13 protein-coding genes are annotated in these 14,954 nt (G+C 67.5%); 4 read left to right on the top strand and 9 right to left on the bottom strand.

Going from position 1 to position 14,954, the window contains the following annotated elements; genetic code table 11:
• Positions 1-168 precede the first annotated feature (168 nt).
• Positions 169-681 carry a hypothetical protein gene (locus AB0J91_RS15360; protein WP_363868662.1) on the bottom strand — a complete coding sequence of 171 codons (513 nt, stop codon included), beginning with the start codon at positions 679-681 and terminating at the stop codon, positions 169-171.
• A 692-nt stretch (positions 682-1,373) separates the two neighbouring features.
• Here AB0J91_RS15360 and AB0J91_RS15355 point away from each other — a divergent pair.
• Entirely contained in the window at positions 1,374-1,823 is a 450-nt protein-coding gene (locus AB0J91_RS15355; protein ID WP_363868659.1) for an ester cyclase, read from the top strand.
• A 692-nt stretch (positions 1,824-2,515) separates the two neighbouring features.
• On the opposite strand, the gene AB0J91_RS15350 is transcribed toward AB0J91_RS15355, so the two are convergent.
• The gene (locus tag AB0J91_RS15350; protein ID WP_363868828.1) at positions 2,516-3,682 is read right to left on the bottom strand and encodes an MFS transporter; all 1,167 of its coding nucleotides are present in this window, start codon (positions 3,680-3,682) and stop codon (positions 2,516-2,518) included.
• Positions 3,683-4,345: 663 nt separating this feature from the next.
• On the opposite strand from AB0J91_RS15350, the gene AB0J91_RS15345 reads away from it, so the two are divergent.
• Positions 4,346-4,819 (top strand): hypothetical protein, encoded by a 474-nt coding sequence (locus AB0J91_RS15345; protein WP_363868656.1) that lies wholly within the window; start codon positions 4,346-4,348, stop codon positions 4,817-4,819.
• A gap of 80 nt (positions 4,820-4,899) precedes the next feature.
• Here AB0J91_RS15345 and AB0J91_RS15340 read toward each other — a convergent pair whose 3' ends face one another.
• The 6 genes from AB0J91_RS15340 to AB0J91_RS15315 all read right to left on the bottom strand — a co-directional run bounded on the left by AB0J91_RS15340 (position 4,900) and on the right by AB0J91_RS15315 (position 10,607).
• The gene (locus AB0J91_RS15340; protein WP_363868653.1) at positions 4,900-5,469 is read right to left on the bottom strand and encodes an alpha/beta fold hydrolase; all 570 of its coding nucleotides are present in this window, start codon (positions 5,467-5,469) and stop codon (positions 4,900-4,902) included.
• A gap of 367 nt (positions 5,470-5,836) precedes the next feature.
• Positions 5,837-8,188: an excinuclease ABC subunit UvrA gene (locus AB0J91_RS15335; RefSeq protein ID WP_363868825.1), complete on the bottom strand. Its 2,352-nt coding sequence runs from the start codon at positions 8,186-8,188 to the stop codon at positions 5,837-5,839.
• Between the two features lie 11 nt (positions 8,189-8,199).
• Positions 8,200-8,610, bottom strand: a complete 411-nt coding sequence (locus AB0J91_RS15330; RefSeq protein WP_210968269.1) for a VOC family protein — start codon at positions 8,608-8,610, stop codon at positions 8,200-8,202.
• Between the two features lie 10 nt (positions 8,611-8,620).
• Positions 8,621-9,061, bottom strand: coding sequence for a helix-turn-helix transcriptional regulator (locus AB0J91_RS15325; protein ID WP_363868650.1), 441 nt, complete (start codon positions 9,059-9,061; stop codon positions 8,621-8,623).
• A gap of 57 nt (positions 9,062-9,118) precedes the next feature.
• Positions 9,119-9,706, bottom strand: a complete 588-nt coding sequence (locus AB0J91_RS15320) for a TIGR03086 family metal-binding protein (RefSeq protein WP_363868647.1) — start codon at positions 9,704-9,706, stop codon at positions 9,119-9,121.
• Positions 9,707-9,959: 253 nt separating this feature from the next.
• Positions 9,960-10,607, bottom strand: coding sequence for a hypothetical protein (locus AB0J91_RS15315; RefSeq protein WP_363868644.1), 648 nt, complete (start codon positions 10,605-10,607; stop codon positions 9,960-9,962).
• Between the two features lie 62 nt (positions 10,608-10,669).
• On the opposite strand from AB0J91_RS15315, the gene AB0J91_RS15310 reads away from it, so the two are divergent.
• Positions 10,670-12,115, top strand: a complete 1,446-nt coding sequence (locus AB0J91_RS15310) for a PLP-dependent aminotransferase family protein (protein ID WP_363785939.1) — start codon at positions 10,670-10,672, stop codon at positions 12,113-12,115.
• A gap of 386 nt (positions 12,116-12,501) precedes the next feature.
• Here AB0J91_RS15310 and AB0J91_RS15305 read toward each other — a convergent pair whose 3' ends face one another.
• Positions 12,502-13,248 carry a hypothetical protein gene (locus tag AB0J91_RS15305; protein WP_363868642.1) on the bottom strand — a complete coding sequence of 249 codons (747 nt, stop codon included), beginning with the start codon at positions 13,246-13,248 and terminating at the stop codon, positions 12,502-12,504.
• A gap of 487 nt (positions 13,249-13,735) precedes the next feature.
• Between AB0J91_RS15305 and AB0J91_RS15300 the strand changes: the two genes are divergently transcribed.
• Positions 13,736-14,893, top strand: a complete 1,158-nt coding sequence (locus AB0J91_RS15300) for a S8 family serine peptidase (protein ID WP_363868639.1) — start codon at positions 13,736-13,738, stop codon at positions 14,891-14,893.
• Positions 14,894-14,954: the final 61 nt, after the last annotated feature.

The following is a 14,954-nucleotide window of genomic DNA, read 5'->3' as shown; positions in this document are numbered from 1 at the left end:
TGGAGCTCCTTATAAGGCCGCAGGTCACCCGAAAGAGGGCATGTCAGATAGATGGCGCAAATCCGACATCGAAATCCGATGGCGGAGTCGGGCAGGCTGGACTGCCGGGGCGTGCAGTGGGCTGGTACCGGTGGCCGCTCTTTAAGGTCGCTTGACGCACGGACAGATCTAGTAAAACCCCTTGTCAAGGAACTGCTCCCGCAGCTCCTTGACGACTTCCTGCCGTTGGGTGTCCTCGGGCCACGTGGCGAGTTTGTAGGCGCCCAGCACTCTGCGCACAGTGCTGACACCAGCACGACTTGTGCAACGCCCGCATACCGAGGGAAAGACACGCTTGGGATTGGCCAACATGTCCAGGAGCTCAGCCGGGGAGAACACCCGCGCGTCGCGGCGATCATCGACTAAACGGCATGGGTCCTGGCGGTCGATGGGATCGAACTCAGCATGCAGCTTCACGGTCAGATTGCCCGGTTCAGCATGTTGCTGCAGCAGAAACCTGGGCGGGGTCGTGACCTGTCCACGCAACCCCATCTGCTGGAGCTGACGCTCCAGCAGGTCACGAAAGTAGTTGATCTGCTGGTCGGACAACTCGCCGACCACATCCACACTGATCCGAGTCATGGCACGCAACCCTAGCCCGAACGGGTGAATGATCGGCAGTTTGCTCCCGTAGTCCCTCATCTACTTCAATGGTCGATGCGCGGTCTGTGGTCTCAGTTCTGGTCTCATTCGTACGCGTTCACGGCAGTTCGAAGGCGGCGCGGCATGTTCACGCCGATCCTCTGACCTGCCGATTTTCCGTTCGTGATCTCCGCCGAACCGGTGATCGTAGAACTGAAAAGCGGAAGGTCGGCGGTTCGACCCCGCCCCTGGCCACCGCTCATAGCTGGAAAGCCCCTCCCGGTTCGGGAGGGGCTTTTTTCGTGAGTGGTCCGGACCGGTGTTTGGGCTGGTCAGATCATCGAGTGTCGCTTGACACCCGGGATGTGGGGTCTAGGAACGTGGGGCTCCCACTTCATGCGGAACGCGCGCTGTCGGCGCTATTCCCCCAGTGGTCGGAAGGTGCGGGCTCCACTCGCGGCGCTCGGCCCCCGGCACAGATCAGACCTGAGGAGCGTTTCGCGATCTGCTGATCGCTAGGTCTAGGGCGGCCTTGGTCGTCCAGGCCACTGCGCTTCTCAGGTCGATCCCCGGGCATTACCCCGGCACATCACACGATGCCGGAGTTGTGCGGGGTACGACAGGGCACAAAGTCCTCCTCTGCGGAATGGTGTCCGCCGTTCTCCCGCCGGCCCACCGACGAAAGACCCTGGCACGAGGCTTCTGGGCTGGAGCACTGTGGGTTGTGCTTCAGCAGGAGAGGGGGCACACCCATGACGGAGGCGAGCGAGGTCCAGCGGCGCATGTTCGAGTGCGTGTTGCAACGCGATTTCGACGGGCTCAGAGAACTGTGCCACCAGGAATACGAATACATCAGCCCCGACGGTGAGCGGCATGCCGGCGCAGAAGCTGCCGTGGCTGTCGCCGACAAGTACACGACCGCCTTCTCCGACATGGTGTTCGAGGCGGTGGCGGAGTACACGTGCGGCGAATCCGCGTGCGTTCGGGTGTACGAGGTCAGCGGGATCCATGAGAACGAGCTGGAAGGGATCGCGCCGACGTGGCGCGAAATCCACGTCCACCTGTGCAGCATCGTCGAGATCGAGGACGGCAAGATCCGCCGTGAGTACGACTTCTTCGACAACGCGAGCTTGCTGAGCCAGCTCGGAGTGGTGCCGACTCCCCGGTCTTCGGAGCAGCGGGCCCAGTCCGCCTGGACGTGACGGCCGCCGCGCGCACGCACCGGACGACCGGAGACCTTTCGTCTCAGACGGCTAGCACGTTGAGCGGATGCGTTCCAGGTCGTTGGCGTGCTGTCGGCGAGTGGCAAGGATCCGGGCCGGCCGCTCTCGGCGTCGACCACCCGTCGCACGAGAGCGACCGCGTAGCCCGGATTGTCACAGGACAACTGAGCGGAGTCGTCGGGCAGGTGGAGGTCCGCCGCGAGCTCGATGCTCCCGCGCGGTCGGCGGCCGCCGTCGAACCGGTGATCGTAGAACTGAAAAGCGGAAGGTCGGCGGTTCGACCCCGCCCCTGGCCACCGCTATGAGCTGCGAAAACAGCCCCCGTCGATCTCGACGGGGGCTTCTTCGTCTCATTTTTCGTCTCAGTTCATACGGGCTGTGGTTCTGAACTGCCGATGCCTCCAGGCTCACTTGTCGGCTTGTCCCGGGAGCTTGGTCTCGCTTAGGCGCGCGGTTCACCTCGCCCACGTTCGAGTGCCTCAGATCGGAACCGGCGAGGTTCGAATTTACGAGTCGGGTGCTGCTCAACTTCTGGCGTTCGAACGTCCTCGGAGCAGTCGTCTGGTCAGGCAGTACGCGTTGGGACGCGGGTCGGGTTGGTGGAGGGTGTCACGCGTCGTTTGCTGAGGGTGTTTCCGACACTGCTCGGTTGTCTGGATGTTCTGGGGGTTTCACTGCGTGTGCGGGGAGCCGCGGTGTGAGCCAGCGGAGACCGTAGATCGCGGCGCTGGCGCTTGCTGCGACGAGCATCCAGGGGACCCACACGCCTGCAGCAAACAGGCCGGCGAGCGGGGAATGGTGAAAGCGTACTGAAAGGTGGCGAGGTAGCGGCCTCGCATTTCGGGTGGTGCGGCAGCCTCGGCGAGTGCGTTGACCCGCGTTGCGGACAGCAGGGCCGCGGCAGCTTGAAGCAGCGTTGCCGATAGCAGGAAGGCCGGTAGCCATGCCGGGGTGATGAAGACGGCAGCGAGGCTCATCAAGCACCACACCACGTAAAGCCCGGCGCTGATAGCAAGCGTCGTGGTCCGGGCGAGATACCGGGTTGCACGGACGGCTGCGGTACCACCGATGCTCAACGAGGCGGTGAGCAAAGCCAGCATCAAGCCCGGAAGCCAGGCGGGACCGGTGAGTTGTTCGAGCACGTAAACGGGAACGCCCACAAGGAAAAAGTCGCTTGCCAGCGCGAGCAATGCCGTGACCGCGATAAACATCAGGAACGGCCGATCTTGCAGGACTCCCCGGCTGCCGGGCTCCGTGGCTTGCTGCGAATCTCGTGAAGCATGTGCCGCCTGCACAAGCAGGGCCAGCACCAGAGCACACGCGATGAAGCTGAGTGCGTTGACGCCGACCATGAGCCGAAGTCCGGTCGCCCCGAGTGTGCTCAGAAGCCCGCCACCGGCTAGCGCGCCGAGCCCGAAACAAGCAGACCGCACCATGCCCACGATGGCAAACGGCCTGTCCTTCGCGCCTTCTCCGTACACATCAGCGATCAGCGAGAACAGGGCGCAATAGAAGAGCTGGAGCCCGGCGGCAAGCATGATCGCGGCCAGGAACGTCACCGCCACGCCATCGGCCACGAGATAGCTCAACGCGCCGAGCGCCTGCATGAGCTGGGCGGCGATGACCACGGTTCGTGGCCCCACTCGGTCGACAAGCCGCCCCGCCACGGGTGGGACCAAGAACCCTACGAGGGTGCCCGCGGCCACCACGATGCCCGCGAGCGCGAGCGGTATGCCAACGACCCGCGTCGCGTACACCAGCGCCAAAGGCAGGAACAGCCCAGAACCGAAATCGTCCACTCCCAATGCGACCAGCAGGGCAAGGCAGCTTCGCCTCACCAAGGAGCCACCCTCTCGATCGCGAATAGCGGGCATGTGCTGGCCAAGTGCACGAACGCGTCACGTTAATCGATTCGCCGGTACGTGGTCATGGGCTAGACGACGTAATCGTGCGGATTGAGTCAGACCGGTGGGACACAACCCGCAGACTGTCCGATTGATCTGAGAGCTGATCCACAAGTCGACAATGAGATGTGGGCGTTTTCGAGCGTTCGGCTGGTCCGCTCAGAGCTGCTTGCGGCGTCGGCCTGAACTGAGAGGCCTTCGGGGATCGCGTGCACGCTGCTCGAGGACTGCACGGGGCGTGCCTTCGATCGGACTGCCGGCTCTCCCACGCGTTTGATCTCGACGACTGCCCCGGCGGCGGGATCTCCGACACGGGTTGTGGCGTGAAACCTTGCCTCGATCTTCGGGCAACGCACTGACGCTCGTCCCTCCTGGCGAGGGAGGTTCCCCCGTAGTCCGGTGCCTCCGGCGTTTCCCGGCGTCGCGGTGACGACGAGGCAGCTCCGTCGCCGGTGTGACGCGACGTGACCTGTGTCGCGTCGGCGGCTCGCGCTGTCACGGATGCCGCCTCGGTCCCGTCGTCTCCACGACGAGCACTTCGTCCCGCCCTTCGCGACCAGAGGAGAAGGGCGCTCGCATCGAGAACAGGAGGAGCTCGTGATCAGTTCAAGCGAAGCGCGGCAGGACAAATCTCCGAAGGTCGTGATCGATCGTGCGTGCCTTGCGGTTCTGACCTTCGCATCCGTGTTCACCGGCGCGTGGGCGTACTTCGCGCCGAGGTTCTTCTACGACTCCTTCCCCGGTCTCGGCCTGAGCTGGTTACCGCAGTTGGGGCCGTACAACGAGCACTTCGTCAAGGACGTCGGCGCGATGTTCCTGGCGTTGGCGGTGCTCAGCGCGGTCGCCCTCAGACATGTCGATGACGGGCGGTCGTCGCGGATGGCGGGTGCGGTGTGGCTGGTGTTCAACGTCCTGCACTTCGGCTACCACGTGACGATGCTGCACATGTACGAACCGCTGGACCAGGTCCTCAACGTGATCGTGCTCGGGGTCCTGATCGTCGTTTCGGTCCCCCTGGTGGTGCAACCGCGCGCCGACGCCCGGAGTGCTGTTCGAGGCCGGCAGGTCTGAGCCGCTGCGAGTATCCACTGTGGACCTGAGTCGGGGCGGCCCGGATAATCCTCCGGACCGCCCCGGTTCTCAGGTCACCGTCATGCGACGAAGGTGCGGACGTCCTGCGACACTCCGTCGTCGCTGAGGAAGCCGAGGTGCGTGATGCACCCGGTCTGGGTGTTGCGCGCGCCCGAGACGACCGTGCTGTCATCGGGGTCGATGGTCTCGTCGCAGGTCGACCACCACGTGCCGTAGCTGACCGCGCCCGGTGATTCGTCCCCGTCGTTGAGGGTGGTCAGGAATTCCGACCCCGGCCGCATCTCCACGCAGGACGCGTCGAAGCAGGAGTTCGCCGACGTGGTGCCGTGGTTCGGGCCTGCCAGCGAGACCCAGTCGTCGACCTTGTCGGCTCCGCCGACGAACTTGAGGTACCAGCGGCTGTTGAGCCCGCCCATCGAGTGCGTGACGATGTCGACCTCGGTCGCGCCGGTCCTGGCGAGCACGTCGTCGACGACGGCGGAGAGCTGGTCGGCGGTGGTCTTGTTCGACTGCGAGGTGTTGTAGTTCCAGGCGGTGAGCTCGCCATCGGTGTAGCCGTCGGCCTTGAAGTCGGCCACCAGCTCGTTCCAGTTGGAGGCGCTGCCGTTCCAGCCGTGAACGAAGATCACCGGATTGCGTTCGACTGCTGTTGCGGGTCCTGCGGTGAGAGGCAGAGCGGTTGCTGCCGCTAAGGCGGCGGTCACGAACAGACGGGTTCCGCGCATGGGTTCCCTTTCGCTTGAAGGCAACATCGCCGGGCGGATGAACCAACGGCTTGCCGCTCGCGGAGGTGCGCCTGCCCGGTTCTCATCACCCCGATGGCCGCTAACCGCGTTATGGGGCGTTTCCGGGCGCGCTCGCGAAGAGCCTGGTCGCGGGTGAGGGGAGCCCGAAGCGGTGCACATCACTCCGGAAAGTTCGCCCGGCCAAGCGCTGAGCAGAGGAATCCCCTCCCGATCTCGGGAGGGGATTCCTCGGGGCGTTACTGCAAGGCGCTCAGGCTCGGACGTAGTCGGCGAGGTGTCGGGCGGTCAGCGTCTTGCCGGACGCGACGAGGTCGGCCGGGGTGCCTTCGAAGATGACCTGGCCGCCGTCGTGACCGGCGCCCGGACCGAGGTCGATGATCCAGTCCGCGTGGGCCATGACCGCCTGGTGGTGCTCGATGACGATCACCGACTTGCCGGATTCCACGAGCCGGTCGAGCAGGCCGAGGAGCTGTTCCACGTCCGCCAGGTGAAGACCGGTGGTGGGCTCGTCGAGGACGTAGACACCGCCCTTGTCACCCATGTGCGTGGCCAGCTTGAGGCGCTGCCGCTCACCACCGGAGAGCGTGGTCAGCGGCTGGCCGAGGCGCAGGTAGCCCAGGCCCACCTGGTCCATGCGCTCCAGGATCTTGTGCGCGGCGGGCGTTCGGGCGTCCCCGCCGCCGAAGAACTCCTCGGCCTGGGCGACGGACATGTCCAGCACCTCGCTGATGTCGCGCCCGCCGAAGCGGTACTCCAGCACCGAGGCGTTGAACCGCTTGCCCTCGCACTCCTCGCACGTCGTGGCAACGGTTTCCATGATCCCGAGGTCGGTGTAGACGACCCCGGCACCGTTGCAGGTGGGGCACGCGCCTTCGGAATTCGCGCTGAACAGAGCGGGTTTCACGCCGTTGGCCTTGGCGAACGCCTTGCGGATCGGGTCGAGGAGCCCGGTGTAGGTCGCCGGATTGCTGCGCCGCGAACCGCGGATGCCGCTCTGGTCGATGGACACGACGCCTTGTGCTGTCGGGAGCGAACCGTGGATCAGCGAGCTCTTGCCGGAACCCGCGACGCCGGTGACCGCGCACAGCACGCCGAGCGGCACGTCGACGTCCACCTCGCGCAGGTTGTTCGCCGTCGCGCCGCGGATCTCCAGCGCACCGGTGGCCTGGCGGAACTCCGACTTGAGCGAGGCCCGGTCGTCGAAGTGCTTGCCGGTCACGGTGTCGCTGGTGCGCAGACCGGCCACGTCGCCCTCGAAGCAGACCGTGCCGCCGTCGGTTCCGGCGCCGGGACCCAGGTCCACGACGTGATCGGCGATGGTGATCGTCTCCGGCTTGTGCTCGACGACCAGGACCGTGTTGCCCTTGTCGCGCAGCCGCAGCAGCAGGTCGTTCATCCGCTGGATGTCGTGCGGGTGCAGCCCGATCGTCGGCTCGTCGAACACGTAGGTCACGTCGGTCAGCGACGACCCGAGGTGCCGGATCATCTTGGTGCGCTGGGCTTCACCGCCGGACAGGGTGCCGGCGGGCCGGTCCAGCGAGAGGTAGCCGAGGCCGATCTCGACGAACGAGTCCAGGGTGTGCCGGAGCTTGCCGAGCAGCGGTTTCACCGACGGTTCGTCCAGCCCGCTGACCCATTCGGCCAGGTCGCTGATCTGCATCCGGCAGGCGTCGGCGATGTTGATGCCCGCGATCTTCGACGACCGGGCTCCTTCGCTGAGCCGGGTGCCGTCGCACTCCGGGCAGGTCGCGAAGGTGATCGCGCGGTCCACGAAGGCGCGGATGTGCGGCTGCATCCCCTCGCGGTCCTTGGCGAGCATCGACTTCTGGATCCGAGGGATCAGACCTTCGTAGGTGACGTTGACGCCCTCGACCTTGACCCGCGTGGCCTCCTTGTGGAGCAGGTCGTGCAGCTCCTTCTTGGTGTACTTGCGGATCGGCTTGTCCGGGTCGAGGAACCCCGAACCCATGTAGATCCGCCCGTACCAGCCGTCCATGGTGTAGCCGGGGATGGTCAGCGCACCCTCGCGCAGCGACTTCGAGTCGTCGTAGAGCTGGGTGAGGTCGAAGTCGGAGACGTTGCCGCGTCCCTCGCACCTCGGGCACATCCCGCCGGTGATGCTGAACTCGCGGCGCTCCTTCACCTTCGTCCCGCCGCGTTCCATCGTGACCGCACCCGCCCCGCTGATGGAGGCGACGTTGAACGAGAACGCCTGCGGTGAGCCGACGTGCGGTTTCCCGAGCTTGCTGAACAGGATCCGCAGCATCGCGTTGGCGTCGGTGGCGGTGCCGACCGTGGAACGCGGGTCCGCGCCCATCCGCTCCTGGTCGACGATGATCGCCGTGGTCAGCCCGTCGAGCACGTCGACGTCGGGTCGCGCCAGCGTCGGCATGAAGCCCTGGAGGAACGCGCTGTAGGTCTCGTTGATCATCCGCTGCGACTCGGAGGCGATGGTGCCGAAGACCAGCGAGCTCTTGCCCGATCCCGACACGCCGGTGAACACGGTCAACCGGCGCTTGGGGATCTCGACGCTCACGTCCTGGAGGTTGTTGACCCGCGCCCCGTGAACCCGGATCAGGTCGTGGCTGTCGGCGATGTGCATCGCGGCTCCGTTCACTGCGCTTCCTGGATTCTGATCATGTTCCCGGCGGGGTCCCGGACGGCGCAGTCGCGCACGCCGTAGGGCTGGTCGGTGGGTTCCTGGACGATCTCGGCGTCGCCGGCCTGCAGCGCGTCGAACGTGGCGGTGAGATCGGGTGTGGCCAGCAGGATTCCGGCGTAGGTCCCCTTGGCCATCATCTCGCTGATCAGCTGCCGCTCGTCGTCGGTGATGCCCGGGTCGACGCCCGGCGGGTGCAGCACGATCGAGGTGCCGGGCTGTCCGGGCGGGCCGACGGTCAGCCAGCGCATCCCGGCGTAGCCGACGTCCTTGCGGACCTCGAAGCCGAGCAGATCGCGGTAGAAGGCCAGGGCCGCCTCCGGGTCGTCCTGCGGGAGGAAGCTGGCGTTGATGCTGATGTCCATGGCAATCACGCTATGAGCTGCTCTCCGACGGCGCTTCTCGATTCCTGACCGGTCTGGTGACCTGCTTGGCCAGGCACGGCACGATCGCCGCCGTCCCGGCCGCCTCGCGCCGGTACGTGCTGGGCGGGACCCCGACGAGCTCGGTGAACCGGGTGCTGAAGGTGCCCAGCGACGAGCAGCCGACCTCGAAGCACACCTCGGTGACGCTCAGGTCGCCTCGCCTCAGCAGCGCCATCGCCCGCTCGATCCGCCTGGTCATCAGGTAGGCGTAGACGGATTCGCCGTAGGCGGCACGGAACCGCCTGCTGAGGTGTCCGGCGGACATGTTCACCCCGCGCGCCAGCGCCTCGACGTCCAGCGGCTGCGCGTGCTCGCGGTCGATCCGATCCCGGACCTGTCTCAGCAAGGCGAGGTCACGCAACCGCGCCGACCTGCCCGATGCCCCACCCACCTGCGAAATCCTGCCACGCCCGTCCGACAACCGCGCCCGTTTCCTCCCGAAACGGGATCAGGGCTCGCGGCCGGTGAAGGCCAGCAGCTCCTCGAACGGGCTCGCGTCCCTGGGCGCCGACGCGGCCGCGCCGAACATTCCTTCGGCGCGCAGCTCGTCCTCGCTGCTCTGGGACTGGAACCGCAGAACGGCGTCGACGGCGTCGTCGTCCGGTGAGTACGGCAGGCCGACCGCGCGGGCCAGGTCCCAGCCGTGGATCACGGTTTCCGACAGGCTGATGTTGGCGACGACCCAGCCCGGCGTCGGGCCGAACGCGAACGCGAGCTGCTGATCGAGAACGCCCGGCCTGCTGAAGGCGGCCAGGGAGAGCCGCGCTGCTTCGCCGAACGCGGGCGCCATCTCGTCTTCGGAGAGCTGCGGGTCGTCGGCGGGCAGCTCGGCGGCCTGCCCCGCCGCGACCTGCCCGAAGTACCTCGCGCCACCGACGAGATGACCGCCGACCTGGCCGACGGTCCACCCCTCGCACGGGCTCGGATCCCCGAACCGCTGCGGCGGTACCGCCCGCAGCACCGCGGAGGTGTCTTCGAATGCCCGCTCCAACGACCCGACCAGCTCAGGGCCCGTCACCGGTTCTCGCTTCCGCATGTCCGCTCCTCGTCTCCGCGCTGTCGCAGAGGTAGACCGGCGATCCGCTGGGAAGTCATCGCCGCGACGATCTCCCGGGTTTGTCGGTGGCCCCGGGTAGCGTTCGGATGACCGCGGGTGGGGGAGGTCCAGAAGTAGCGACGCCCCCGCGCTCAACCGGCCTGGGGGTTACCGGGAGTGCGGGGGCGTCAAGGTCCACCCCTGGGGGTCAGGTGGACGGCGTCAATGCTACTGCGTGGTATCCGAGATGTCTCTAGGGGCAGAGATCTTTTTTCACTCGCACGGCGGTGAACCGGAGGCAGGTTTGTGTGAGTGGCCCGATCGCCACCGCGTAGAGGACCGTCCCGAGGCCGGCGGTCCCGCCGAGCAGCCAGCCCGCTGCGAGCACGCAGACCTCGATGGACGTCCGCACCAGGCGCACCGACCATCCCGTTCGCGCGTGCAGCCCGGTCATCAGACCGTCCCGAGGGCCCGGCCCGAGGCGGGCGCCGACGTAGGTCGCGGTCGCCAGCGCGTTGAGCACGACCCCTGCGATCAGCAGCGGAACCCTGATCCCCAGGGCCTCCACCGGGGGGAGCAGGGCGAGGGTGGCGTCCACCGCGACCGCGATCAGCAGCACGTTGGCGACCGTGCCCACGCCCGGCCGCTGCCGCAGCGGTAACCAGGAGAGCAGGACCGCGACGCCCACCACCGCGCTCGCCGTCCCCATGCTCACGCCCAGCCGCTCCGAGATCCCCTGGTCGAGCACGCTCCACGGCGACAGGCCGAGGTCGCCGCGCACCATCAGCGCCAGGCTCGCCCCGTAGAGCAGGAGTCCGCCGATGAGCTGCGGGAACCGGGCGTGCGGGCGGAAGCGCACTGACAGCGGAGAGAGGTCCAGTGGAGCGGGGATCGAAGCCATGACTCCTTTCCTACCCGCGAATTGGACTTCATATCGATAGCCAATCGGGCTAGATTGGACTCATGTTGCCGACACCGGGCGCCCACATCTACGGCCAGAAGCTCGTCGATCTCCTCGGAACCTGGCACGGCGCGTCCCGGCCCTCCTCGCAGCTGCTCGCCGAGGGCGTTCGCCAGCTGGTGCTCGACGGACGGCTACCGCCGGGAACCCGGCTGCCCGCCGAGCGGGAGCTCGCCGCCGCCCTCGACGTGAGCCGGACCCTGGTCGCCAGGGCGATCGAGCGGCTGCGGGAGGACGACTTCGTGGCGAGTCGGCGAGGCGCCGGCTCGTGGGTGAAGCTGCCGGATTCGCGGCGGGGCAACGAGATGCACGGCGGTTGGTTCCCGTCCAACGACCCGGGTGTGATCAACCTGGCCCAGGCGACCCCGGGAGCTCCGCCCGAGATGCGCGCAGCCGTGGAGCGCGCGCAGGTGCGCCTCGCCGAGCAGCTCGGCGACCACGGCTACCAACCGCACGGGCTCCCCGCGCTGCGCACCCGCATCGCCGAGCGCTACACCGCGCGCGGTCTGCCGACCAACCCCGAGCAGATCCTGGTCACCAACGGCGCTCAGCACGCGTTCGCGCTGGTCCTGCGCACGCTGGTCGCCCCCGGCGAGCGGGTCCTCGTCGAACACCCCACCTACCCCAACGCCGTCGAGGCCCTGCGCGGCCACGGGGTCACCCCGGTGGCCGTGCCGATGACCGACGACGGCTGGGACCTGGAGCTGCTCAACGCCACGCTGCGCCAGACCGCGCCCCGGCTGGCCTACCTGATCCCCGACTTCCACAACCCGACCGGTGTGCGGCTGGACGCCGAGGGCCGGTCCCGGCTGGCGACGGCCCTGGCGAGGACCTGCACGAACGCGGTCATCGACGAGACGTTGATCGACATCGACCTCACCGGTGAGGAACCCCCGCCGCCGATGGCGAGCTTCACCGAGCGCGCCATCACCATCGGCTCGGCGGGCAAGTCGTTCTGGGGCGGGCTGCGGCTCGGCTGGATCCGGGCCGGCGAGGAGTTCGTGCAGCGGCTGGTGCTCGGCCGGGCGGCCGTCGACCTGGGCACGCCGGTGCTGGAGCAGCTGGTGCTCGCGGAACTGCTCGACGATGCCGAACCGGTTCTGGCCCGGCGGCGGGAGGAGACTCGGCAGCGGCTCGACGTCTTGGTCGCTGCGCTGCGGGAACACTTGCCCGAGTGGCGTTTTCGCTCACCCGACGGCGGATTGTCGCTCTGGTGCGACGTCGGCGAACCCATCTCCAGCAGGCTGGCGGTCGCGGCCGAGGCACATGCGGTTCGATTGGCGCCGGGCGCTCGCTTCTCGGTGAACGGATCTCTGGAGCGCTGGATCCGGGTGCCCTACACGTTGCCGGGTGAACGGCTGGTCGAAGCCATCCAGCGGCTCGCTGCGGCAGCGGGTTCGGTGCGGCCAGGACCAGCACCGAACCCGCTCACCGTTCCGATCGCCTGAAGCTGACACCCCTCGTAGAAAGCTTCAGGCCCGCGCCGGGTGAAATCCGTGCGAATTCCCGTGCGGTCTCCGCACGGATTCCACCCAGGAGTAGTCGCCGGCCGCCCGTCGGCACGGCCCCTCGACGTGCCGACGGGCGGTTCGACCAGAGGGCGCCACCCCGGTGCCGCAGGGGCAATTGCGGCACCGGGGCCAGGGCCCAGTCCTGTTCTTTCAGCAGGTCAGAGACGCTTAATCAGCGATGTTCTTGATCGACGCTGCCGGACAGGCTGGTGGCGCCCCGTTCCGATCCGGTCGGGCGCAGGCGTCCGGATCGGAGTTCATCGGGTGGTGTTGACACCAGGGTCACCGCAGAAGCGGTGATGCGCAGGCCGGAACTGCCGCGATCAGTCAGGCGACGCCGTGGTTTCGGCCGATCGTGTGTTGACGTTCGGTCCGATGTCGCGCTGGGCCACCAGGATGGCAGCGGTGCCCGAGAGATCGGGTGCGGTGGGCAGGATGGCGTGCGCGCTGCGCAGGCCACCGACACCACCGACGCTCGCCGTGGTCAGCGAGCTCGCGGGAGGCGAGCAGGGAGACGGCACGGCAGGGCTCGGACTGTCGCCGTCCGGCGCTTCGTCCGCATCAGGTGCCCGGGGCCGTGCGTCATCGCGAGTGGTGCTGGTTCCCGACGCCTTCACCGATTTGCGGACCGCCGGCCCGGTGACCACGGCGCTGGACGGTGCGTTCGACTGCTCGTCGGCGACGGCGTGGGTGTTCTTGTGACGTGCGCTGCTGCCCTTGCCCAGCGAGTCGTGCTCGCTCTGGGAGGCGGAATTCGCCTGGGAGGCAGAATTCGCCTGGGAGGAGGAGTTGCCGTTGGCCGAGGAGCTGGCGCTCGCGGAGGCGTTTCCGCTCGGCACCGCGCTCGCGTTGGAGTTCGCCCATGCGTTGGCGGTGTCGGGGGTCGCCGGTTCGGCGGGTGCGGCCTTCTCCGGTTTCGCCGGTTCTGCCTTCTCGGGCTTTTCCGGCTGAACCTTTTTCGGCGGCTCGGGCTTCTCGGTCTCGACCGACTTCTGAGGCTTGGTGGTCTTCTGCTGGGAGACCTTCCCGGCGGGCTTCGACGATTTTCCGGAGTCCGAGCCCTTGGCCATTGATCCCGCGGAGTGATCAGCGGAGTCGGGCTTGCTCGACGCTGATGCCGAAGCGGGCTGCGATACGCCCGGTTTGTCGGCGTGCGCATTCTCGGCGGCTGAAGCCGCGGTCGCACCGCCGACCATCACTCCCAGGCACAAACCGCTGAAGAGCGAGGCCCTGACCAGAAACGCAGCGATCCGCGAACGGGGACCGCGCACTGCGCGAATTCCCATCACGGTCACCACCGCCAATTCCGGTCGAGTCGCGCCACGTGGCGCGGTGGAGCAACGGTTGCGCCACGATCGGCGCCGCCGGCTGACATTCAACCACCCCAGGGGGCGATTTCGGACCACCTCGAGCGACGATCACGACAGTTGGGCCAGCATTCTCCATGCATTTGGAGGACTCCGGAAGGGGCCAAATGTTGTCGGAAGGGGTGACTCCCTTTCCCCGAAGGGGTCTCGTCCGCTGTGGACCTAGACCGAAAGCGGCACAGTGTCCGCTGTGGATCAGGATCAGAATCAGGAACGGCTGGGTCTAGCCGAACTCCATCGCATCTGGACGTCCTACGGGCACGAGATGCTGCTGCACGATCCCGGCGGCGATGGCGAATGCCTGGTCAGGCGCGGTGAATTGCTGGCCCCGGCGGACTCGCTGGATCCGGTGCTCGACCGGTACCGCAGATGGATCGATCGGGTGCACCACGACGAAGACCTGCTGCTCGCCCGAATTCGGCTCCGCGATGCCGAACGCGACCATTGCGTCGACCTGGCCGGAGAGGGCGCCGGTGCGTCGGTGAACAACGTCCACGTCGGAAGTCCGGTCATGTTCGGAACGCCGGTGATGTTCGGCACCGGGGAGAAACCGGAATTCACACATCCGGTTGCAGAGCCGCCTGCGGTCGAATGGGAACCACCGGTGTTCGTCGGCGTGCTCGACACCGGTTGCGACCCGCATCCCTGGTTCACCGGCCGTCCCGGATTCGAAGCTGTTCCGGAAGTGTTGGACGCCGACGACGATTCCGGGCAGGACCGGCAGGCCGGGCACGGCACGTTCGTCAGCGGAGTCGTCCTGCAGCACGCCCCGGGCGCGGTCATCCGGCCGAAGCGCGTGCTGTCCTCGCTGGGATTCACCGACGACTACACCGTCGCCTCCGGACTGCGGGCCCTGCGGCGTTCGGCGCAACGCCGGGGCGAGTCGGTCGACGTGGTCGTGCTGACCTCCGGTTGCCACACCGCCGACGACCGCTGCCCGGAGGTCCTGGTCTCAGCGCTGCGCGCGATGGACCCGGCGGTCGTGGTGGCCGCCGCCGGCAACCACGGCCGGACCCGGCCCTTCTGGCCCGCGGCGATGCCCGAAACGGTGGCCGTTGCCGCGACCGGGGCCGACGGCAAGATCGCCCCGTTCTCCAACACCGGCGACTGGGTCGACGCCGCGGCACCGGGCGTGGACGTGCGCAGCTGCTTCGTCCGGATGGCCTCCGGCGGCGACCGCGACTTCGGCTTCGCGCGCTGGAGCGGGACGTCCTTCGCCGCGCCCCGGATCGCCGCCGTGATCGCCACGGCCCTGCAAGCGGACCGGAACCTCGGGCGGGCGCGCGAACTCGTCGAGCACTGCTACCCGTACGGCACCGCGCTGCCCGAGCCCGTCGCGGCCGAGTGATCAAGTACCGCATTCTTGACCCGATCGTGGGGTATCCAGCGCCAACTGAATCTTTGAGCAC

Source organism: Saccharopolyspora sp. NPDC049357, from assembly GCF_040677225.1.
Lineage (GTDB): Bacteria > Actinomycetota > Actinomycetes > Mycobacteriales > Pseudonocardiaceae > Saccharopolyspora.
The sequence above is the reverse complement of the archived record's forward strand: the minus strand, read 5'-3'. Positions and strand labels throughout refer to the sequence as shown.

Excerpts from the sequence above, each read along its gene's own strand:
- AB0J91_RS15330 (WP_210968269.1), bottom strand. The coding sequence starts at position 8,610 with ATGGACATCAGCATCAACGCCAGCTTCCTCCCGCAGGACGACCCGGAG.
- AB0J91_RS15315 (WP_363868644.1), bottom strand. The coding sequence starts at position 10,607 with ATGGCTTCGATCCCCGCTCCACTGGACCTCTCTCCGCTGTCAGTGCGC.
- AB0J91_RS15310 (WP_363785939.1), top strand. The coding sequence starts at position 10,670 with ATGTTGCCGACACCGGGCGCCCACATCTACGGCCAGAAGCTCGTCGAT.
- AB0J91_RS15320 (WP_363868647.1), bottom strand. The coding sequence starts at position 9,706 with ATGCGGAAGCGAGAACCGGTGACGGGCCCTGAGCTGGTCGGGTCGTTG.
- AB0J91_RS15335 (WP_363868825.1), bottom strand. The coding sequence starts at position 8,188 with ATGCACATCGCCGACAGCCACGACCTGATCCGGGTTCACGGGGCGCGG.
- AB0J91_RS15355 (WP_363868659.1), top strand. The coding sequence starts at position 1,374 with ATGACGGAGGCGAGCGAGGTCCAGCGGCGCATGTTCGAGTGCGTGTTG.
- AB0J91_RS15305 (WP_363868642.1), bottom strand. The coding sequence starts at position 13,248 with ATGGCCAAGGGCTCGGACTCCGGAAAATCGTCGAAGCCCGCCGGGAAG.
- AB0J91_RS15360 (WP_363868662.1), bottom strand. The coding sequence starts at position 681 with ATGAGGGACTACGGGAGCAAACTGCCGATCATTCACCCGTTCGGGCTA.